This is a genomic window from Streptomyces sp. NPDC015144, assembly GCF_043079735.1.
Taxonomy (GTDB): domain Bacteria; phylum Actinomycetota; class Actinomycetes; order Streptomycetales; family Streptomycetaceae; genus Streptomyces.
The window spans coordinates 229,994-250,872 of record NZ_JBIBUU010000007.1; the positions used below are offsets into that span (position 1 = coordinate 229,994).

The window sequence follows — 20,879 nt, forward strand, 5'->3', positions numbered from 1 at the left end:
CTCAGCGAGTTGCCGCCGGAGCGCCGTCGCCGGACGCTCCTGTCCCCGCTGGGGTGGTGGAACCGGGCCGGGAGGTGCCGCCGGTCGCGGCGACGACGGCGTCTGCGGAGGTGGTTCGCTGGCCAGGGATGCGCTCACCCGCCGAAGTCTCGCACCCGGCACTGACATTCGCGGATTCCGCACCGGCGGCCGGGGCCTCCGTCTTCGGGGCGAGCCCCGGGAACCGTACGGAGAACCGCTCCGCGATCCGGTCCGCGAGCCGCATCAGCGGCCGGGCCAGCAGCGCCCCGACCCCCATCACGGCGGCGCCCGCCACCGCGTCGAGGAAGTAGTGGTTGGCCGTGCCCATCACCACGAGCACGGTGATCACGGGGTAGGCGACGCCCGCGGCCCGGACATAGGGGTTCCTGCTGTGGCGCCAGAGCAGGATGCCGCACCAGATCGCCCAGCCGACGTGCAGGCTCGGCATCGCCGCGTACTGGTTGGTCATGCCGCCCATGCCGCGCGGGGCGCTGGCCTCGTTGCCCCACCAGCCGTACGAGCTGTACTGGGCCATGGTGTCGACGAAGCCGTGCCGGGCCTCCAGCAGCCGGGGCGGGCAGGTCGGCAGCAGCGTGAAGCCGATCAGGCCGAGCATCGTGGAGGTCATCAGCCAGGCGCGGGCCCTGCGGTAGATCTCCTGGCGGCGGCGGAAGAGCCAGACCAGCACGACGGGCGTGACGAGGTAGTGCAGGGACGCGTACGCGAAGTCGGCGGGTATGCCTATGGAGGGGCGGGCGGTGAACAGCCGGTTCAGCGGATGCTCGAAGTTGATGTGGAGCGTCTGCTCCAGCCGCAGGATCGCCAGGCCGTGGTCGACGGCGGTCGACACGTCCCCACGCGCCACCAGACGGCCCGCCGAGTAGGCTCCGTACACCAGGGCCAGCAGCGGCAGCTCGGTCCACCAACGGGGCCGCGGGCGCGGCGCGGGCGCGGTGCTGGCATCCTGCATCCGGTAGCTCTCCATCATGATTTCATGCGACCGACGACGGGCGTTCAACCGTACGGTGCGGTGCGTCAGCGGTTCCCCCGGGGTCCGTATGGGCCCGGTGCGTGCGGATTCCTCCGCGCAGTGGGACGTCGCACCGGCCCGTGAGGTTGCCTCCCGATCATGTGCGGGATGATGGTACGACCGGATGATCCGTGTCGTCCCGGTTCCGGACCGCCGGCTTTCCGGTCCGGCCGGTTCCAGCGGGTCGGGCCAGCTCCGGCCGGAGCCTGCCCTCGGCGCGGTCGGCACGGATCCCGGGACAGACCTCATCAGTACAGACTTCGGCACAGTCAGCACAGGGAGAGCCGTCATGGCACCGCGTATCCTGCTCGCCCGGCACGGCCAGACGGAATGGTCCGTCAACGGCAACCACACCGGCAGGACGGACATCCCGCTGCTCGACTCCGGCCGGGCGGGCGCGAAGCTCCTCGGCGAGCGGCTGCGGCGGGCGCCGTGGAACGGGCTGCCCGACGTGGAGGTGCGCACCAGCCCGCTGCTGCGGGCCAGCGAGACCTGCGAGATCGCCGGCTTCGGCGACCGGGCCGAGCCGTGGGACGCGCTCCTGGAGTGGGACTACGGCGCCTACGAGGGGATGACCCCGGCCGAGATCAAGGCGATCCGGCCGGACTGGTTCATCTGGCGCGACGGGGTGCCGGACGGGGAGACCACGGCCGAGCTCTCCGCCCGCGCCGACGAGATCGTGGCGTGGGCCCGCTCGGCCGACAGCGACGTACTGGTCTTCGCCCACGGCCACATCCTGCGGGCCCTGGGCGCGCGCTGGCTCGGCGAGGACCTGTCGTTCGGGGCGCGCGTCCGGCTCGACCCGACCTCACTCTCCGTACTGGGCTGGGCCTACGGCGCCCCCGCGATCCACCGCTGGAACGACACCGGACACCTGGAGGGCTGAACGCCACCCGCGAGGCGGTCCCGGCCGCGAAGGGCCCGGGGCCGCCTGCCGGGAATCCGGGCCGGACGCCGCTCCCCGGGGGCCCCTACGCCGGGGCCACCGCCTCGTACCGGTCCAGGAACTCCCGCACCTCGGCCGTGGCCCGCTGCGGCCGGAGCGCCTCCACCGCCGCCGCGAGCATCCCCCGGATCCGGGTGGACCGGACGTTCTCCAGCAGGTCGAGCACCTGGTGGCCGGTGGCCGCCGCCTCCTCGGCCCGGCCCGCGCGGGCCAGGTCCCAGGTCAGTTCGGTGCGGTACAGGGCCAGGTTCCGGGTGAAGTGCGGGTCCTGGAGCCGGGTGGCGCGCCGGGCGTGCCGGGCCGCCCGCGACCAGTCGCCCAGCGCCGACCAGCACTGCGCCTCCAGCATCTCCAGCTCCGCCTCCCGGAAGAAGCTCATCCACTCCGGGTCGGAGTCGCCCGGCCCCCGGCCGAAGGCGGTCAGTGCCCGGCCGATGGCCCGCTCGCACCCCGTACGGTCACCGAGCCCGGCCCGGCCGCCCGCCTCCCGCAGCGCCAGCAGCGCCTGGAGTCGGTGCGAGCCCAGCGGCTGCGCCACCCGCTGCCCGGCCTCCGCCGCGCGCACCGCCTCGCGGTGCCGCCCGATGTCCCGGGCCAGGAAGGACGTGTTGCAGAACGCGTGCGCCTCCAGCGCCGGATCACCGGAGACCCGCGCCGTGGCCAGCGCCTCCGCGTAGTGCGAGCGGGCGTCCTCCCACCGGCCGGAGTCGTGGGCCAGCCAGCCCACCGAGATGGCCAGCTCGCCCGCTCCGGCGTGCAGCCGGTCGGCGGTGGAGCGCCGGGCGCTGGGCCCGGCGTCCAGCAGGGCGTACGCCATCCGCAGGGGGCGGGAGGCCTTGCGGTACAGGCCGTCGGCGCCGTGCCGGTCGTCGAGCAGCCGGATCTGCCGCACCGCCTTCTCGACGGCGCTCACCTCTCTCTCGCCGACCCGGCGGGGGTGGGGGAGAGAGGCCTCGGCGGCGGACGCGCCGTTGAGACTCAGGCCCAGGGTTGCGGCCAAGGTGGTGCCGCTCGTCATGAATACGCGACGCAGCACGTCGCTCTCCTCGTCGGGGTTGCTGGGGGGAGTGGGGGGTGGTGGGGAGGGGGCGGTGGACCGCGCCGCCCGGCCGCGCACGGATTCGCGCGGTGAGAAGCCCAGGTCCACCAGGGTCGTGCCGGGGAACATGTGCAGGAAGACCCGTTCGTACGCGTAGTTGGGGCAGCGGATCTCGCCGGACTCCACGCGACCGATGTACCGGGCGTCGCACGCGACCTGCTCGCCGATCTCACGAGCCGATCTGCGTACGGCGGCAGCGAACTCCCCGGCGGAACGCTGTCCGCGCAGCCGCCGGAAGGCGAGGTTGGGCACTGCCCCTGACGACACCATGCGCGGGACCTCTCTTCTGCAGCACCTCTGCAGCCGGGCCCAAAGCGTCCGGTGTCCCGGCGGATGACCCGACGGAGCTAAAACGTACCGGGAGTTGTGGATCTCCACACACGACGTTTCTTGACAAAGAGGGCATTACGGGCGGGATCCGCCATGAACTGCCACCCTTTGCGGCGGCGTGCCACCGTAGCCCTTGACGCGGTCGGCGCGTTGGTCCATGTGACCACGGAATCCGGCTCCGCCCGGCGATGAGAGGAGAGGTCCCTTGTTGCATCTCGGCACGGAGACCGAACCACCGACCACTGCGACGACCCCGGCCGCCGCCGACCCCCCGGCGTCCGCCGCGCTCCCCGAGGAGTACGGCGCCACGCCCGACGAGTACGGCGCGGTCCCCTGCGATCTGGTGACAGTCCCGGCCCGGCAGGGGCTGGAGGCCGTGGACATCCTGCGCCGCGAGGCCGAGCAGCGGGTCGGCCCCGTCCTGCACGACGGCGCCTGCGACACCCTCGGGTTCCTGGTGCCGCCGGGCACCGCCGACGCGTGGGACGTACCCGGCAGCGCCTGCACCCGGACCGCCGGACGGGGGCTGCGGATCCCCGCCGAGCCGCCCGTCCTCGGCAGCGGCTGGCTGCTGCCCGAGGCCGACGCCCCGGTCACCGACCCGGCGGACCTGCGGGTCGCGCTCGACCGGGCGGCCCGGCTCATCGAGGCCGCCGACAGCTGTCGCTGACCGCCCGCCCCGCCCATGCGCCCATAATTGAGCGGGTGGGCGGGTCCTTCCGCCACGGCCGGTCCCGTACCGGCCCGGAACGAAGAGCAGTGAGCGGGCACGAGCAGCGGTGGCACGTCGAGGTACGTCGTCGGACGGGGGCGCGGGCGCCCGCAAGCGGTCCGACCGGAAGACCGGGAAGGCCGGCGGCACGGCCGGTGGCCGGGGCGGGCGCGGGACGGAGCCCGTCGCCGAACCGGTGGACGGCGGTCTCGCCGAACTCGTACCCGACCGGGAGCGGCCCCGGGCCTGGACGCTGACGCTGGACGGGGCCCCGCAGTCCCATGTGGACCTCGACGACCCGACGTTCCTGTCCTTCGAGTACCAGCGCAGGATCGGCCATGTCGTCGACCTCCTCGCCCCGCCCGGACAGCCGCTGCACGTCGTCCACCTGGGCGGCGGGGCCTTCACGCTCGCCCGCTACATCGCCGCGACCCGGCCCCGCTCCACCCAGCAGATCGTCGAGGTGGACGCCGCCCTCGTCCAGTTGGTGCGCCGGGAACTCCCGCTGGACCCGCAGGCAAGGATCCGGGTCCGGGCCACCGACGCCCGCGCCGGCCTCGGGAAGATCCAGGACGGCTGGGCGGACCTGGTCATCGCCGACGTCTTCAGCGGGGCCCGCACCCCCGCCCATCTCACCAGCACCGAATTCCTCGCCGAGGTCCGCCGCGTCCTGAAGACCGGCGGGAGCTACGTCGCCAACCTCGCCGACGGGCCCCCGCTGACCCATCTGCGCGGCCAGATCGCCACCGCCGCCACGGTCTTCCCGGAACTCGCGCTCGCCGCCGACCCGGCCGTGTGGCGCGGCAAGCGCTTCGGCAACGCCGTACTGCTCGCCTCCGACCTGCCGCCGAGGCTCGCGGAGCTGACCCGCAAGGTGGCCACCGACCCGCACCCCGGCCGCGTCGAACACGGGCGGGCCCTGGCCGATTTCACCGGCGGCGCCGCACCCGTCCACGACGCCGCCGCCCGCCCCTCCCCGGCGCCGCCGCCCACCGCCTTCGGCTGAGCGCGGAGCCGGAGCCGGGGGTCGGGGGCCGGGGGCTGGGCCCGGGGCGGCTGCGCCCTACGCCGGGTCACGCCCTACGCCGGGCGGTCGTACGCCCCCTCCGCCCGGTTCACCGCCGACAGCACCGCCAGGATCGAGGCGGTGAGGACCGAGGTGTCCCGTCCCGCACCCCAGCACCGCCGGCCGCCCACCCGGCACTCCGCGTACGCCATCGCCGGGCTGCCCCGGCCGGCGCCCGTCGCGTGCTCCGTGAAGTCGAGGACGTCCACCTCGATGCCGGCGGCGGCCAGCGCGCGGGTGAACGCGGAGACCGGGCCGTTGCCCGTGCCCTCGTAGTCGCCCTCCCGGTCGTCCACCCGCAGGGTGCAGACGAACCGGTGCTCGCCCGCCGGATTCCGGTCCGTCGACCAGGAGGTCAGCGCCACCTGCCCGTCCCGCCCCGGCCGCAGGTACGCCGCCTCGAACAGCTCCCACAGATCCTTCGCGGTGGCCTCCCGGCCGCTGTCGTCGGTCGCGGTCTGCACCGTACGGGAGAAGTCCGCGCGCAGCCGGGGCGGCAGGTCCACCCCGTGGACGCTGCGCAGCAGATGGGCGATGCCGCCCTTCCCCGACTGGCTGTTGACCCGGATGACCGCCTCGTACGTGCGCCCCACGTCCGCCGGGTCGATCGGCAGGTACGGCACCGACCACGGCTCGTCGGACCCGTCCGCCAGCCGGGCGAGCCCCTTGCTGATGGCGTCCTGGTGGGTGCCGGAGAAGGCGGTGTACACCAGGTCGCCGCCGTAGGGGTGGCGCGGCGGCACCGGCAGCCGGTTGCAGTACTCCACCGTGCGGCGGATCTCGTCGATGTCGGAGAAGTCGATCATCGGATCGACGCCCTGGGCGTGCAGGTTGAGCGCCAGGTTGACCAGGTCCACGTTGCCGGTGCGCTCCCCGTTGCCGAACAGACAGCCCTCCACCCGCTGCGCCCCCGCCAGAACGGCGAGTTCGGCGCACGCGGTGCCGGTGCCCCGGTCGTTGTGCGGGTGGACGGAGAGGATCACCGAGTCCCGCCGGTCCAGATGGCGGTGCATGTACTCGATCTGGTCGGCGTACACGTTCGGCGTCGCGATCTCCACCGTGGCGGGCAGGTTGTGGATCACCGGCCGGTCCGGTGAGGCGTCCCACAGCGAGGTGAGGCCGTTGCAGATCTCCAGGACGAAGTCCGGCTCGGTGAGTACGAAGACCTCGGGGGAGAACTCGAACCGGATGTCCGTGCCGGGCCGCGCCCGCGCCAGCCGTTCCATCAGCCGGGCGGACTCCATGACCACGGAGAGCAGTTCGGCCCGGTCGCGGCCGAGCACCACCTCGCGCCAGACCGGCGCGGTCGGGATGTACAGATGGACGACCGCCCGCGCCAGCCCCGCGACGGACTCGAAGGTCCGCTCGATCAGCTCCGCCCTGGCCGGGGTGAAGACGACCACGGTCACGTCGTCCGGTACCGCGCCGGTGTCGGCCAGGTGGCGGACGAAGTCGAAGTCGGTGCGGCTCGCGGACGGGTAGCCGACCTCGATCTCCTTGAACCCCATCGCCACCAGCAGGTCGAACATCAGGCGCTTGCGCGGGGTGTCCATCGGCTCGGCCAGTGCCTGGTTGCCGTCGCGCAGGTCCACCGGCACCCAGAGCGGGGCGCGTTCGATGCGGGCCTGCGGCCAGGTGCGGCCGGTCAGCGGGACCGCCACCCGCTCGAAGGCGGAGCGGTAGCGGTGGGAGGGCATGGAGCCGGCGCGCTGCGGGTTCCAGCGCGGGGCGTCGGCGGGCACGGGCCCGCGCGGGGTGCAGATCGTGGGGAAGCCGTGCATCGGTGACGGCCGGTCGGACGCGGTGCCGGGTACGGGGCCGGGCGTGGTGTCGGACGCGGAGCCGGGCATGGGGTCGGACATGAGGACGGTCTCTTCTCGCATCGCCGGAGGCGACCGGCACAGCACGGCGACCCGCGGCGGGGTGCCGGTCGCTTCAGGCCCCGCCGCGGCAGCCGAGAAGAAGGAGACCGCTGAGCGTCATGCCGGTACAGTAGCCACGGATCAAGTCCTCAGACAACCTGACAGGTGAACCCCGGTGTCCTCCCTCGGTCCGCTCCGCCCCAGCCCCCTGGTCGAACAGGCCACGCACCATCTGCGCGAGCAGATCACCGAGGGGCACTGGCCGGTCGGCACCCGCATCCCCGGGGAGACCACCCTGGCCAGGACGCTCGGTGTGGGCCGCTCCACGGTCCGCGAGGCGGTGCGGACCCTGGCCACGCTCGGGCTGCTCCAGTCCCGGCAGGGCGCGGGCGTCTTCGTCATCGCCGACCGGCCGACGGAGGACTGGCCGACCCGGCTGCGCCGCGCCGCGGTCACGGACGTCTACGAGGTCCGCATGCTGATCGAGGTCCAGGCGGCCCGGCTCGCCGCCCGCCGCCGCACGGACGAGGACCTGACCGCCCTGGACGAGGCGCTGGCCGCGCGCCGGGCGGCGGGGGCCGCGGGGGACGCGGAGTTCGTCGACGCGGACATCGCGCTGCACCGGGCGGTGGTGGCCGCCGCGCACAACCCCGTACTGACCGACGTCTTCGGCGAGTTCGCACCCGCGCTGCGCCAGGGGCTGATCGACCTCGTGGAGCTCTTCGGCCTCCGCCGCGAGGACCCGGGCCACGGCGACGCCACCCACGACGCGCTGGTACGGGCGGTCGTTGCCGGGGACGCGGAGGCGGCGGGCCGCGCCGCGCAGACCGAACTCGAATCCACCCTGGCCCGGCTGCGGGAGGCGTAGGCGGAGGGCGGAGGGCGGACGGCTTCGAGGCGTCCCGGGCGCGCGACTCCGGGGCTTCCCAGGTCCGCGTGACTTCGGGGCCCGCGAACCCCTCCGGGCCGACTCCCCGCGTCGGAGCCGCCGGCTCCACACCGCCTTCGAAGCCTCGAACGGGGAAGGCGGGCGAGCCGCCCCCGCCCGCCCCGCCAGGCCGTACCCCGTTCACCTTCCGGCGGGCGCCCCGTCCGGGCGGGCCGGCCGGCGCCCGCTCCGGCCCGGACGCGCCCCGTCGCGGCGCCCATCCCCGTACCGCCCCCGCCAACCCGTCCTGACCAGCGCGTTCCCGCCGAGGGGGTGAAGTCGCCCGGCCCGTATACGGATCGCGGCAAGACCCGGGCGGGACACGGTCCCATGACTTACCGGACACACTCGGGCAACGGAAGCGTCTTCAACTCTTGACACCCACCCCTTCAAGGCAGGAACCTTCCGACATCGACGCGTGGGAGCGCTCCCACGTCGGACGGGTCCCCCACCGCCCGCTCCCGTTCCCGCCGCCGGCCGTGCCGCGCGACCGGAACACCGAGCCCCACCCCCGGCACGTCCCACCCGGAACAAGGAGTAGTGGAATGCGCATCACCCGCACCGTCGCCGGTCCGAGCCGCAGAGCCGCGGTTCTGGCCACCACGGGCCTGACGGTCTCGGCCCTGCTGCTGACGGGCTGCAGCAGCGACTCGGACACGTCGGGCAGCAAGGGGCCCGACAAGGACGGGAACGTCACGCTGACGATCGCCGACTTCGGACAGTTCGGCTACAAGGAGGCCGGGCTCTTCGCCAAGTACCACGAACTCCACCCGAACGTCACGATCAAGGAAGACGTCACCGCCGACGAGAAGGTCTACTACCCCAAGCTGCTCCAGCAGCTGAACTCGGGCAGCGGGCTCGCCGACATCCAGGGCATCGAGGTCGGCCGGATCAAGGAGATCGTCGACACCAAGGCGGACTCCTTCGCCGACCTGAGCAAGGTCATCGACGTCAACGAGTGGGTCTCGTGGAAGGCGAAGCAGGCCACCGCCGCCAACGGCGCGGTGATCGGCGCCGGGACCGACATCGGCCCGATGTCGCTCTGCTACAACGCCGACCTGTTCAAGAAGGCCGGGCTGCCGACCGACCGCGAGGAGGTCGCCAAGCGGATCGCGGGCGGCTGGGAGGACTACCTCAAGCTCGGCGAGGAGTACAAGAAGAAGGCGCCCGCGGGCACGTACTTCATGGACTCCGCCAGCGCCATGTTCAACGCGGTGGTCAGCTCCAACGCCGAGCAGTACTACGACAAGAGCGGCAAGCCGGTCTACAAGGAGAGCCCCAGCGTCCAGCAGGGCTGGAAGCTCGCCTCCGAGGTCGCCGCGAAGAAGCTCTCCCAGGGGCTCGCCCAGTTCGACACCAACACCTGGGTCCCCGCCCTGCGCAAGGGCACCGTCGCCACCGTGACCTGCCCCGCGTGGATGGCCGGACAGATCTCCGTCAACGCCGGTGAGGGCAACAAGGGCAAGTGGGACATCACCACCGCGCCCGGCGCCACCGCCGCCAACTGGGGCGGCTCCTTCCTCGCCGTGCCCAAGTCGGGCAAGAACGTCGAGGAGGCCGGCAAGCTCGTGAAGTGGCTGACCGCCCCCGAGCAGCAGGCCGCCGTCTTCAAGGCGATCGGGGTCTTCCCGTCCAACAAGGGCGCCTACGAACTGCCCGACGTGAAGAACGCGAAGCTCCCGTACTTCAACGACGCCCCGATCGGGCAGATCTACGCCGACGAGGCCAAGACCATCCCCGAGGCGGTGCTCGGCCCGAAGGACGCCACCATCAAGGACACCATCTCCACCCAGATCACCAACATGGAGCAGCGGGGCACCGACCCCGACAAGGCGTGGAAGGCCGCGACCGACGCGATCGACAAGGCGATCGGCTGACCGTCACCGGTGCGGGCGCCGCCCCTTCCGGGCGAGCCCGCACCGGCCCGTGCTCCCTCACCCCACAGCCCGTCCGTCGCCCGCGCACCGGTACGCCCGTCCGCCGGTACGCACCCGCATCCCAGGGAAGGACTCCCGCCCGTGGCCCCCTCGACTCCCACCCGGGACGCACACGTCCCGCCACCCGGCGGATCTCCGCACGCCCCGGCAGCCGCCTCCCGGCGGGCCTGGCGGAGCCGGCTGTGGCGCTTCGACGACAAGGCATCGCCGTACGCCTACATCGCCCCGTTCTTCCTGGTCTTCGGCGCGTTCGGGCTCTACCCGCTGATCTACACCGGCTGGATAGCCCTGCACCGGGTGGAGATGACCGGGCTCGACCAGATGGAGTGGGTCGGCTGGGGCAACTTCGACGCGATCCTGCACGACTCCGAGTTCTGGACGGCCGTCGCCAACACCTTCCTGATCGGCGTCATGTCGACGGTCCCGCAGCTGCTGGTCGCCCTGGGCCTGGCCCATCTGCTCAACTACCGGCTCCGCGCCAGCACCTTCTGGCGGACCGTCGTCCTCACCCCGTACGCCACCTCGGTGGCCTCCGCCGCGCTCGTCTTCGCCCTGGTCTTCCGGGCCGACGGCGGCCTGCTCAACTGGGTGCTGCAATTCGTCGGCCTCGGCGACACCAACTGGGCCAACGGGCACTGGACTTCGAAGATCGCCATCTCCGTCATCGTGATCTGGCGCTGGACCGGCTACAACGCCCTGATCTACCTGGCCGCCATGCAGGCCGTACCGACCGACCTGTACGAGGCGGCCTCGCTGGACGGCGCCTCGCGCTGGCAGCAGTTCCGCAAGGTGACCATCCCCTCGCTGCGGCCCACGATCCTCTTCACGATCGTCATCTCCACCATCGGTTCCATGCAGCTCTTCGGTGAACCGCTGCTGCTGGAGGGCGGCCGCCTCGGCGCCATCGGCGGCAACGAGAATCAGTACGAGACGCTCAGCGTCTACCTCTACAACTACGGCTGGAACCTCGGGCACCTCGGCCCGGCCGCCGCCGTCGCCTGGGCGATGCTCGCCCTGCTGCTGATCATCGCCGCGGCCAACTGGCTCGTCGGCCGCTTCGTACGCACATCCGCGGTCTGACCGGGAGCGACTCTCATGACCACGACCAGCCCCACGAAGACCCCGGACCCCACCGCCGGGGCCGCCGCCCCGACCGCCCCGGCCGCCCGCCGGGAGGCCCGGCGCCCGATCCGCTTCCGGCCCGGCGCGGGACAGCAGCTGAAGGGCGGCCCGTTCGCGTACATCGCCCTGGCCGTCGTCGGCATCGGCTCGCTGCTGCCGCTCTACTGGACGCTGGTGGCCGCGTCCCACACCCAGGACGAAGTCCTCGCCACCACCCCGCCGTTCCTGCCCGGCGGGCGGCTCCTGCACAACCTCGACGCGGCCTGGAACGACGCCAACCTCGGCAAGGCCATCGTCAACAGCGTCATCGTCTCCAGCTGCATCACCGCCGCGACGCTCTTCTTCTGCACCCTGGCCGGCTACGCCTTCGCCAAGATGCGCTTCCGGGGCCGGGGCGCGCTGATGACCGGCGTCATCGCCACGCTCACCATCCCGCCGCAGCTCAGCGTCGTACCGCTGTTCATGATGATGTCCGACATCGGCTGGGGCGGCCGGCTGGAGTCGGTGATCTTCCCGACCCTGGTCAGCGCGTTCGGCGTGTTCTTCATGCGGCAGTACCTGAGCGAGGCGCTGCCCTACGAACTCGTCGAGGCCGCCAAGATCGACGGCGCGAACAACTTCCGCATCGTGCTCAGCGTCGTCCTGCCGGTCGCCCGCCCCGCGATGATGGTGCTCGGCATGCTCACCTTCGTCCAGGCGTGGAACGACTTCTTCTGGCCCTACCTCGCGCTCAACCAGCAGAACCCCACGCTCCAGGTGGCCCTCGGCCAGCTGAGCGCCTCCTACACCCCCGATCAGAGCATCGTCATGGCCGGTGCCCTGATCAGCACGCTGCCGCTGCTCGTGGTGTTCGTGATCTTCGGCAAGCGGATCGTCGGCGGCATCATGTCCGGCGCCGTCAAGGGGTGACACCGGGCCCGCCCCGGCCACCCCGCCGTCATCAGGGGTGACCCCGGGCCCGCCCCGGCCCGCTTCTCCGCCAGAGGTGACACCGGCCCGTCCGGCCACCCCGCCGTCAAGGGGTGGCCGGGCCCCTCCCCGGCCGGCCGCCCCTCCGCCTGCCCGTCCTGCCCCCCATCCCCTCCGCACACCCTGGGAGCGCTCCCGCATGACTGCCGTACGACCCGAAACCGCCCCGAAGTCCGCCACCGCCCCGCAGCCCGCCGCCGGCCAGGCGGCGCAGTTCCCGCCCGGCTTCGTCTGGGGGGCGGCCACCGCCGCCTACCAGATCGAGGGCGCCGCCGCCGAGGACGGCCGCACCCCCTCCATCTGGGACACCTTCAGCCGCACCCCGGGCAAGGTCCGCAACGGCGACACCGGGGACATCGCCGCCGACCACTACCACCGCTACCGCGACGACGTGGCCCTGATGAAGCGGCTCGGCCTCACCGCCTACCGCTTCTCGATCTCCTGGCCCCGGGTGCAGCCCACCGGCCGCGGCCCGGCCGTCGAACGCGGCCTGGACTTCTACCGTCGGCTCGTCGACGAGCTCCTCGAAGCGGGCATCGCCCCCGTCGCCACCCTCTACCACTGGGACCTGCCCCAGGACCTGGAGGACGCGGGCGGCTGGCCCCAGCGGATCACCGCCGACCGCTTCGCCGACTACGCCGACATCATGGGCCGCGCGCTCGGCGACCGCGTCACCACCTGGACCACCCTGAACGAGCCCTGGTGCTCGGCCTTCCTCGGATACGGCTCCGGCGTGCACGCCCCGGGCCGCACCGAGCCCGCCGCCGCCCTGAGCGCCGCCCACCACCTCAACCTCGCCCACGGCCGGGCGACCGGGATCCTGCGCGACCACCTCCCCGCTGCCGCGCAGATCTCGGTCACCCTCAACCTCCACCACGTCCGCCCGCTGACCGGCAGCGCCGCCGACGCGGACGCCGCCCGCCGGATCGACGCGGTCGGCAACCGGATCTTCACCGGCCCGATGCTGCGCGGCGCGTACCCGGAGGACCTGCTCGCCGACACCGGCCACCTGGTCGACTGGCCGGAGCTGATCCGGGACGGCGACCTGGCCGCCATCTCCACCCCGGTCGACATCCTGGGCGTCAACTACTACACCCCCACCGTGGTCTCCACCCCCGCCGACGGCGCAGGCGACTCCCGCGACGACGGGCACGGCAACAGCGACCACTCCCCGTGGCCCGGCTCCGAGCATGTCGCCTTCCACCTCGCCGAGGGCCGCGAGCGCACCGCGATGAACTGGGCGATCGACCCGGACGGCCTGCACGACCTGCTGCTCGACGTGGCCCGCGAGAACCCCGAACTGCCTCTGATGGTCACCGAGAACGGCGCCGCCTTCGACGACTACATCGCACCCGAGGGCCATGTCGCCGACCCCGAACGCATCGCCTACCTCCACGGCCACCTCGACGCCGTCCGCCGCGCGATCGCCGACGGAGCCGACGTCCGCGGCTACTTCCTCTGGTCCCTGATGGACAACTTCGAGTGGGCGTACGGCTACTCCAAGCGCTTCGGCACGGTGTACGTCGACTACTCCACCCAGCGCCGCATCCCCAAGGCGAGCGCCCACTGGTACTCCGACGTCATCCGCCGCAACGCCCTCCCGCCCACGACCCCCTGACCCCGACCCCTCGCCTCCAGGAGACCCGGCCACCCCGGTCCGGGTCTCCGCCACTCTCCCGCGCCTAGAATTGGGAGCGCTCCCAGAAAGGCGGTGCGGAGCTGCCGCCCGACCCGTACGGGTGCTGCGGGGCCCGATGCCCGGACTTTGGTCCGGGCGTCCGGCTATGAGAAATTGACCGCGAACGGGAGGCAGCCATGGCGGCAGCGCGAGTACGGAGCGGTGGCCGGCCCACGCTCGAAGAGGTCGCGGCACGGGCGGGGGTGGGACGCGGCACGGCCTCGCGCGTCATCAACGGCTCGCCCCGGGTCAGCGCACGGACCCGCGAGGCGGTGGAGGCGGCCGTCGCCGAACTGGGCTACGTACCCAACCGCGCGGCCCGCGCCCTCGCCGGGAACCGCACGGACGCCATCGCCCTGGTGGTGCCCGAGCCGGAGACCCGCTTCTTCGCCGAGCCGTTCTTCTCCGACATCGTCCGAGGGGTCGGCGCGGCCCTCGCCGACACCGACATGCAGCTGCTGCTCACCCTCGTCGGCAACGACCGCGAGCGCCGCCGCCTGGTCCAGTACCTGACCGCACACCGCGTGGACGGAGTGCTGCTGGTCTCCGTACACGCCGACGACCCCCTGCCCGACCTGCTGGAACAGCTCGGCATGCCGGCCGTGATGAGCGGCCGCAGGTCGGCCTCCGAGAAGCTCGCCTCCGTAGACTCCGACAACTTCGCCGGCGCCCGCGCCGCCGTGGACCACCTGCACGTCCGAGGCCGCCGCGCCATCGCCACGATCACCGGCCCCCTGGACGTGTACGGCGCCCGCCGCCGCCTCGACGGCTACCGGGACGCGATCACGGCCACCGGCCTCGCCCCCGACGAACAACTGATCGCCCCCGCCGACTTCACCGAGGAGGGCGGCGCCCACGCCATGCGGGAACTCCTCGCCCGCCGCCCCGACGTCGACGCGGTCTTCGCCGCCTCCGACGTCATGGCCGCGGGCGCCCGCCAGGTCCTCCGCGAGTCCGGCCGCCGCGTCCCGGACGACGTGGCCCTCATCGGCTTCGACGACTCGGCAGTGGCCCGCCACATGGACCCACCCCTCACCAGCGTCCGCCAGCCGATCGAGGAAATGGGCCGCACCATGGCCCGGGTCCTCCTCGAAGAAATCGACCGCGACCCCCAGCAACGCCCCCAGATCGTCCTCCCCACCGAACTGATGATCCGCGACTCGTCCTGAGCCCCTCGTCGTTTCTGAGCCGCCAGGGTGTCCGGCCTCCGAGGCGTCGCCTTGGAAGTGGGACCTCCGTTTTTCACGAGTCCTTCACGTTGTTGTGAATCGTCGCTTAGAGTTTCCGCGAACGATGGATGCGTGACGCACCACACAACGTCACACGATGGGCCGCTGGGTGCGTTCCGACGCGGCTGTGCATATGGGGGGCCTCATGCACGAGATGGTCAAGGGTTCCAATGTCGGCCTGGCGGCCTTGAGCGAGGACATTGGCTCGGTGATGGTGAGCCTGGCCTGGAGCAGTGACACGGGCGAGGGCGACGCCGATGTCTCCGTGCTGCTGCTCGATTCGAACGGCAAGGTCGGAAGCGACGCGGACTTCTGCTTCTACAACAACCCGGTTGCCGGCGGAGGAAGCGTGCAGCTTCTGGGCAAGACGCCCACGGCCGACGGTAGCGAGGACCGGATCGGCTTCGATCTCGATGCGGTGCCGCCGGAGGTTGATCGAATCGTCGTAGCGGCAAGCCGTTACGACGACTCCAGGTTCGGAGACCTCAACGATCTGTGCCTCACGTTGGCGGACAGCTCGGGCGAACGCCTGATCAGGTTTGCCATCGAGGACCCGGGAGCGGTCAGCGCGCTCATCTTCGGTGAGCTGTACCGCCGGTCCGGCGTATGGAAGTTCCGGGCGATCGGGGAGGGATACGCATCCGGACTGGCCGGACTGGCCACGGACTTCGGCGTCGACATCGACGACGCGGAGGACGAAGCGGAGACGGACACGGTCGAGGAATCCGTCCCCTCGGAAGACCCCGGACAGGAGCGACGGCTCGCCGGGGCTCCGTCGACCGGGGAAGCATCCGAGGAGCGTCCGACCGTACCCGCCCAGGGACAGCCCCCAGCACTGCCGACGGCCGGAGAGGCGGCAGCGGCATCCCCGGCGCGGGAGAAGGGCCGTGCCCGTCCCCGTACGGCCAGGAAGAAGGTGACGCTTCCCAGGACCGCGAAGAAGTCCCTCGCCGAGAACGACTCATGGAGGTCGGCTCGGCTCTTCCCCGCATCGGCACTCAAGAGCGACCGGGAGCGCGAAACACGCGCCACGTCGGTCGTGCTGTCCGTGATGGCCCAGGTGCCGGAGTTCGGCCGCCGCCTCACCGTGGGGTTCGGGGCTCCCGCTGGACGCATGGAGACGTTCACCGAGGTTTCGCTCCCGCACGGCGAATCCCCGCGACGGCCGGATGGCGTCATCAGGGTCGAGCGGGCGGGCAAGCTGTGGACCGCCCTTGTCGAAACGAAGACCAACGGCAGCGCCCTCAAGTCGGACCAGGTACAGGCGTACATGGACATCGCAGCTCGACGTGGGTACGAGGCGGTGATCACCCTGTCCAACGACGTCGCCGTGGAGGGAAGTTCGCTCGTCGACGTCAAGATCGACGGCCGGCGCAAGAACAAGGTCGCCCTCAGGCACTTGTCCTGGGCAGAGGTCGCGCACCAGGCACAGATGCTGATCAGCCACGAGGGCGTGAGCAATGCCGCGCATGCCTGGCTGCTCCAAGAGCTCCTTCACTATCTGCAGCACGAGAATTCCGGCTGCCACGGGTTCCAGAACATGGGCGCGGCGTGGGTGCCGGTACGTAAGGGCATCGACGACGAGACCCTCTGCCAGGGCGATCCCCGCGCCCTGGAAGTGATCGAGAACTGGGAAAGGCTGATCCGACAGGTATGCCTGAGGCTGGGTGGAGAGTTGGGGCAGAAGGTGTTGCCCGTACAGCGGGTCAGGCGCGGAGCCGACCCCCACGTCCGCCGCACGGAGCAGGCTGATCAGCTCTGCGAGGAGGGTCGTCTCCACGCAGCCATCCGGATCGAGGGCACACCGGGCGTTCTCGCCATCACCGCCGACCTGCGTACCGGAAAGCTGCGTACGTCCATCGAGGTGGCGGCTTCCGAATCGGGCTACCCGTTGAGCAGGGCCAAGCGGCTGATCCGCCAGCTCGCGGCGGCCCCGGCGGACCTGCACATCGAAACCCTCGTCGAGGGCGGCGCACCGGGGCCACGCGGCACCCTGGAACGGCTGAGGCCCGAGCCCGCCGATCTGCTGCCCAAGGACAGTGCGCAGGTCACCGGCTTCCGGCTCTCGCTCTTCAAGGGCATGGGTAGCGGCAGGGGCAACGCGGAGTCCGGCTTCATCCGCAGCGTCGACGCGGCGGTGGACCGCTTCTACTCGGGCGTCGTCGCCCTGCTGGACGCCGAGCGCCCTCGCCGCTCCCGGGCGGAGGTGTCGCAGCCCTCGAACTGACTCGGGTCGGCTCCGCTCGGGCACTTCCTGACGGAGCGGACATCGAAACCGGCCCCGTGGCGTGCTCGGCCGACGGACGCGGGTAAGCGTCGGATCCGGGGCGCTTCGGGGGCCAGTGCCGCGAGCAGCGGGGACCAGCCTCCACGACCTGCGGCGCTGGGCGCGGAGACTCAGGCTTCGAGCAGTCTTGCCGATGTCGACGACCCTATGGGCAGGGCGGCCTCCCAGGGAGGCGAAGCCGGAGTGGCGGCAGCCCGGCGCGTGGTTGTCGAGTCCCGGTGTCCCGCGACGGTGACGGGACCGCCCCTCCCCGTGCCGTGGCGCGGGAAGGGGCGGAGGTGTTTCCGGGCACGCGATCGAGGAGGCCGGGAAAGTGAGTTGCCGGGTCGGGCGGTGCCGATCTCGGTCACTGCTCGACGGGGTTGCCCATGATCCTCATGAAGGTGTCCGGCTCCTCGTCGTACCCGCGGATCCCGGGGTTGAAGTTCCACCGCCCGGAGTCCTCGCGCACGAACTCGCCGACCGTCGCCGCCGTCGCCTCCAGGACGCCGCCGAAGTCGTCCTCGGCCAGGACGGTGTAGCCCTCGCGCAGGCGCAGGCCGCGGTCGAGTACGCCGTCGAACGTCCTGCGGCGGGCCTTCTGATGGATGACGACGCCGACGACCACACGCCCGTACCGGGCGTCGAGGCGGTCGAGTTCCAGCGTCATGACCTCGTCCCAGCCGAAACCCTTGCCGTCCTTGCTGTCCCGGTTGAGGTAGATGGTGCCGTCCGGGGAGCGGCTGTCCCAGTGCACTATGTACGAGGGGTCTCCGTGCGGGGCAGCCGTCAGGTAGGTCGCAGCGACGATGTCCAGGTGGCTGGCAGGCTCACCGGCGGGGCTCGGTTGCCATTTCAGCGACACCTCTATCTTGCGAACGTCCTTTCTGGTGCCGTTCACCAACCCTCCTCCTCTTTTGTGCGGTTAATGAGCCAACATCGCTGATAGCAAAGGGCGTTCGCTCATCATGGCACGTCAGAGGGGTTCCCACACCAGTGCCGCCGGTCAAGGGGAGGTGAAGAGGAGGCCAGGGGAATCAGCGATACCGCCGCGCGTTTTTCGGTGCCCGCAGATAGTCGCGGTACTCCGTAACGCATTCGAAGAATGTCTTCTCGGGAAGCCCGTTCGGGACGCCGAGGGCGATGGCGACCCGGTCTCGAATGTGCCGCGCCGCACCTCCTGCTCCTGCTGTACGCCGGACGGTGTCGCGCTCGCGCGGCAGGGGCAGCTCCACGCCTCCACGTCCAGGACATGCAAGCTCGTCCGGTGGCCCGGTCCCAGGTCAGCTCCTCCGGGGTGGGGAGCGTGCGACCGGTCAGGGCTGTTCGTCCGCCGGCCTGAGTCCGCGCATCTGCCTGCACGGCGCGCACGCGTACGCCGGCGGTACGCGGGGATGTGCGCGCACGCGCGCCCGGGGCGAGGGCTTTGTGGATGTGATGCGGACGACACCGGTCGATCGGCCGGTGGGGGCGTCCCTGGGGCGCAGGCGCACCAGGGGAAACGCGAAGGGCCCCGGTCCGAAGACCGGGGCCCTTCCCTCAGGGTGAGTAACGGGACTCGAACCCGCGACATCCTGGACCACAACCAGGTGCTCTACCAGCTGAGCTATACCCACCGTGTCCGGTCTTTCCGACCGGCCGAGAAAAAGTGTACAGGGTCCGAGAGGGTGCTCGCTCCCAAGTTGTTCGGCCGCTGGGCCATGTCCTCGAAATGCTCGCGGAAAGGCCATGACCAGCGGCTTCGCAGAGGGCTACGACACGCGCCCGCGACACGGGCCCGCCGCACGGGCCCACGGCGCGAACGCCACAGAACTAAGGCTGGCGGGAGCGCTACGACGCGGGGCGCGAGACGTGGGCCGCGACGGCCTTCGCGCGCTCCGAGTCCGGGCCCGGCTGCGGCACGAAGACCGCCTCGCGGTAGTAGCGCAGCTCCGTGATGGAGTCGCGGATGTCCGCGAGCGCCCGGTGGTTGCCGTTCTTCTCCGGACTGTTGAAGTACGCCCTCGGGTACCAGCGCCGGGCCAGTTCCTTGATCGAGGAGACGTCGACGATCCGGTAGTGGAGGTAGCCCTCCAGGGCGGACATGTCCCGGGCCAGGAATCCGCGGTCGGTGGCGACCGAGTTCCCGCAGAGGGGAGCCTTGCCGGGCTCCTTCACATGCTCGCGGACATAGTTCAGTACCTGGGCCTCGGCGTCGGCCAGGGTGGTACCCCCGGCCAGCTCGTCGAGGAGGCCCGAGGCGGTATGCATCTGCCGTACCACCTCGGGCATCGTCTCCAGGGCCGCGTCCGGCGGGCGGATCACGATGTCCACCCCTTCGCCGAGCACGTTCAGCTCCGAGTCGGTGACCAGTGCGGCCACCTCGATGAGTGCGTCGTCCGTCAGCGAGAGCCCGGTCATCTCGCAGTCGATCCACACCATGCGATCGTTCATGGCCCCACCCTACGGGGCGCTGCGCTGCCCCGGCAGGGTCGGGCGTCCGGTCGTGTACGCGTCGGGTCCGGGCTTCCCCGGCTCGGGCGGGACCGGGCCGGGCGGTGGCGGCGTGATCACCTGCGGGCCCGTGGCCCGCCGGAGCATCGCGCCGCCCTGGACGGGCACCACCGTCTCCGGCGCCGAGGGCACCGGATCCCCGCCCTGCGGGCGACGGGCCCGGTAGGCGGCCCGGTACGCCGCGGGGGAGGAGCCCAGCTGGCGCCGGAAATGCCCGCGCAGCGCGACCGGCGAGCGGAAGCCGCAGCGGCCCGCCACCTCGTCGACCGAGTACTCGGACGTCTCCAGCAGCCGCTGCGCCTGCAGCACCCGCTGGGTGATCAGCCACTGGAGCGGTGCGCTGCCGGTGAGCGAACGGAACCTCCGGTCGAAGGTCCGCCTGCTCATGTAGGCGCGCGCCGCCAGCGTCTCCACGTCGAACTGCTCGTGCAGATGCTCCAGGGCCCAGGCCACGACCTCGGCGAGCGGGTCGGAGCCGATCTCTTCAGGTAAAGACCTGTCGAGGTAGCGCTCCTGACCGCCACTGCGCCGGGGCGGCACGACGAGCCGACGGGCCAGTGCCCCGGCGGCCTCCGTGCCGTGGTCCGTACGGACGATGTGCAGACAGAGGTCGATCCCGGCCGCCGTTCCGGCGGAGGTGAGCACGTCGCCGTCGTCGACGAAGAGCTCGCGCGGGTCGACGTGCACCGACGGGTAGCGCTTGGCCAGCGTCGGTGCGTACATCCAGTGGGTGGTCGCGGGGCGGCCGTCGAGCAGGCCCGCGGCGGCGAGCACGAACGCGCCCGTGCACAGCCCGACGATGCGGGCGCCTTCCTCATGGGCGCGGCGGAGCGCGTCCAGTGCCTCTGCGGGCGGCGGCGAAGTGATCGAGCGCCAGGCGGGCACCACGACGGTGCCGGCCCTGCTGATCGCCTCCAGCCCGTACGGCGCGGTCAGTTCGAGCCCGCCGGTGGTACGAAGCGGTCCTTCCTCGCCACCGCACACGAGCAGGCGGTAGCGCGGAACTCCCGCGTCCTGACGGTCGATTCCGAACACGGAGAGCGGGATCGAGCTCTCGAAGATGGGGCCGCCGCTGAACAGCAGCACGGCGACGACTTCACGTCGCCGACGGCCGCTGAGCTTCCGTACAGCCTCCGTTGCGGTGGCGGAGTCCTGGCTCATGACGCTAAGCCCCCCTCGGTGTTCGCGTCT

17 protein-coding genes and 1 tRNA gene are annotated in these 20,879 nt (G+C 71.8%); 10 read left to right on the forward strand and 8 right to left on the reverse strand.

Translation table 11 applies throughout. The features are described 5' to 3' along the window. Position 1: 1 nt before the first annotated feature. Positions 2-991: a phosphatase PAP2 family protein gene (locus ACF08W_RS15175; protein WP_385210377.1), complete on the reverse strand. Its 990-nt coding sequence runs from the start codon at positions 989-991 to the stop codon at positions 2-4. A 349-nt stretch (positions 992-1,340) separates the two neighbouring features. Between ACF08W_RS15175 and ACF08W_RS15180 the strand changes: the two genes are divergently transcribed. Further along, the gene (locus ACF08W_RS15180; RefSeq protein WP_392279472.1) at positions 1,341-1,937 is read left to right on the forward strand and encodes a histidine phosphatase family protein; all 597 of its coding nucleotides are present in this window, start codon (positions 1,341-1,343) and stop codon (positions 1,935-1,937) included. Between the two features lie 85 nt (positions 1,938-2,022). On the opposite strand, the gene ACF08W_RS15185 is transcribed toward ACF08W_RS15180, so the two are convergent. After that, complete coding sequence (locus ACF08W_RS15185) at positions 2,023-3,366, reverse strand: tetratricopeptide repeat protein (protein WP_352273814.1); 1,344 nt, start codon at positions 3,364-3,366, stop codon at positions 2,023-2,025. Between the two features lie 268 nt (positions 3,367-3,634). On the opposite strand from ACF08W_RS15185, the gene ACF08W_RS15190 reads away from it, so the two are divergent. Both ACF08W_RS15190 and ACF08W_RS15195 read left to right on the forward strand, forming a co-directional pair. Beyond that, a complete protein-coding gene (locus ACF08W_RS15190) occupies positions 3,635-4,096 on the forward strand; it encodes a hypothetical protein (protein WP_392279536.1) in 462 nt (153 codons plus the stop codon). Between the two features lie 109 nt (positions 4,097-4,205). Next, the gene (locus tag ACF08W_RS15195; protein WP_392279473.1) at positions 4,206-5,144 is read left to right on the forward strand and encodes a spermidine synthase; all 939 of its coding nucleotides are present in this window, start codon (positions 4,206-4,208) and stop codon (positions 5,142-5,144) included. Positions 5,145-5,218: 74 nt separating this feature from the next. Here ACF08W_RS15195 and leuA read toward each other — a convergent pair whose 3' ends face one another. Next, on the reverse strand, positions 5,219-6,985 hold the full coding sequence (gene leuA, locus ACF08W_RS15200; RefSeq protein WP_392279537.1) for a 2-isopropylmalate synthase: 1,767 nt from the start codon (positions 6,983-6,985) through the stop codon (positions 5,219-5,221). Positions 6,986-7,241: 256 nt separating this feature from the next. Here leuA and ACF08W_RS15205 point away from each other — a divergent pair, with 256 nt between their 5' ends. From ACF08W_RS15205 to ACF08W_RS15235, 7 genes are all read left to right on the forward strand, one after another. Then, positions 7,242-7,934, forward strand: a complete 693-nt coding sequence (locus tag ACF08W_RS15205; RefSeq protein ID WP_352273817.1) for an FCD domain-containing protein — start codon at positions 7,242-7,244, stop codon at positions 7,932-7,934. Positions 7,935-8,539: 605 nt separating this feature from the next. Further along, complete coding sequence (locus ACF08W_RS15210; protein ID WP_352273818.1) at positions 8,540-9,871, forward strand: extracellular solute-binding protein; 1,332 nt, start codon at positions 8,540-8,542, stop codon at positions 9,869-9,871. Between the two features lie 141 nt (positions 9,872-10,012). Beyond that, complete coding sequence (locus ACF08W_RS15215; RefSeq protein ID WP_385210048.1) at positions 10,013-11,011, forward strand: carbohydrate ABC transporter permease; 999 nt, start codon at positions 10,013-10,015, stop codon at positions 11,009-11,011. A gap of 15 nt (positions 11,012-11,026) precedes the next feature. Further along, the gene (locus ACF08W_RS15220) at positions 11,027-11,962 is read left to right on the forward strand and encodes a carbohydrate ABC transporter permease (protein WP_352273820.1); all 936 of its coding nucleotides are present in this window, start codon (positions 11,027-11,029) and stop codon (positions 11,960-11,962) included. 199 nt (positions 11,963-12,161) lie between these two features. Continuing rightward, complete coding sequence (locus ACF08W_RS15225; protein ID WP_392279474.1) at positions 12,162-13,640, forward strand: GH1 family beta-glucosidase; 1,479 nt, start codon at positions 12,162-12,164, stop codon at positions 13,638-13,640. 197 nt (positions 13,641-13,837) lie between these two features. Further along, entirely contained in the window at positions 13,838-14,869 is a 1,032-nt protein-coding gene (locus ACF08W_RS15230; RefSeq protein WP_392279475.1) for a LacI family DNA-binding transcriptional regulator, read from the forward strand. 157 nt (positions 14,870-15,026) lie between these two features. Next, positions 15,027-17,156, forward strand: coding sequence for a TerD family protein (locus ACF08W_RS15235; RefSeq protein WP_392279476.1), 2,130 nt, complete (start codon positions 15,027-15,029; stop codon positions 17,154-17,156). A 406-nt stretch (positions 17,157-17,562) separates the two neighbouring features. Here ACF08W_RS15235 and ACF08W_RS15240 read toward each other — a convergent pair whose 3' ends face one another. From ACF08W_RS15240 to ACF08W_RS15260, 5 genes are all read right to left on the reverse strand, one after another. Continuing rightward, positions 17,563-18,096 (reverse strand): TerD family protein, encoded by a 534-nt coding sequence (locus ACF08W_RS15240; protein ID WP_352273823.1) that lies wholly within the window; start codon positions 18,094-18,096, stop codon positions 17,563-17,565. A 136-nt stretch (positions 18,097-18,232) separates the two neighbouring features. Beyond that, positions 18,233-18,430: a hypothetical protein gene (locus tag ACF08W_RS15245; RefSeq protein ID WP_385210062.1), complete on the reverse strand. Its 198-nt coding sequence runs from the start codon at positions 18,428-18,430 to the stop codon at positions 18,233-18,235. A gap of 308 nt (positions 18,431-18,738) precedes the next feature. Further along, a tRNA-His gene (locus ACF08W_RS15250) sits at positions 18,739-18,811 on the reverse strand. A gap of 214 nt (positions 18,812-19,025) precedes the next feature. Continuing rightward, a complete protein-coding gene (gene orn / locus ACF08W_RS15255; protein ID WP_352273824.1) occupies positions 19,026-19,628 on the reverse strand; it encodes an oligoribonuclease in 603 nt (200 codons plus the stop codon). Between the two features lie 9 nt (positions 19,629-19,637). After that, positions 19,638-20,849 carry a helix-turn-helix domain-containing protein gene (locus tag ACF08W_RS15260; RefSeq protein ID WP_392279477.1) on the reverse strand — a complete coding sequence of 404 codons (1,212 nt, stop codon included), beginning with the start codon at positions 20,847-20,849 and terminating at the stop codon, positions 19,638-19,640. Positions 20,850-20,879: the final 30 nt, after the last annotated feature.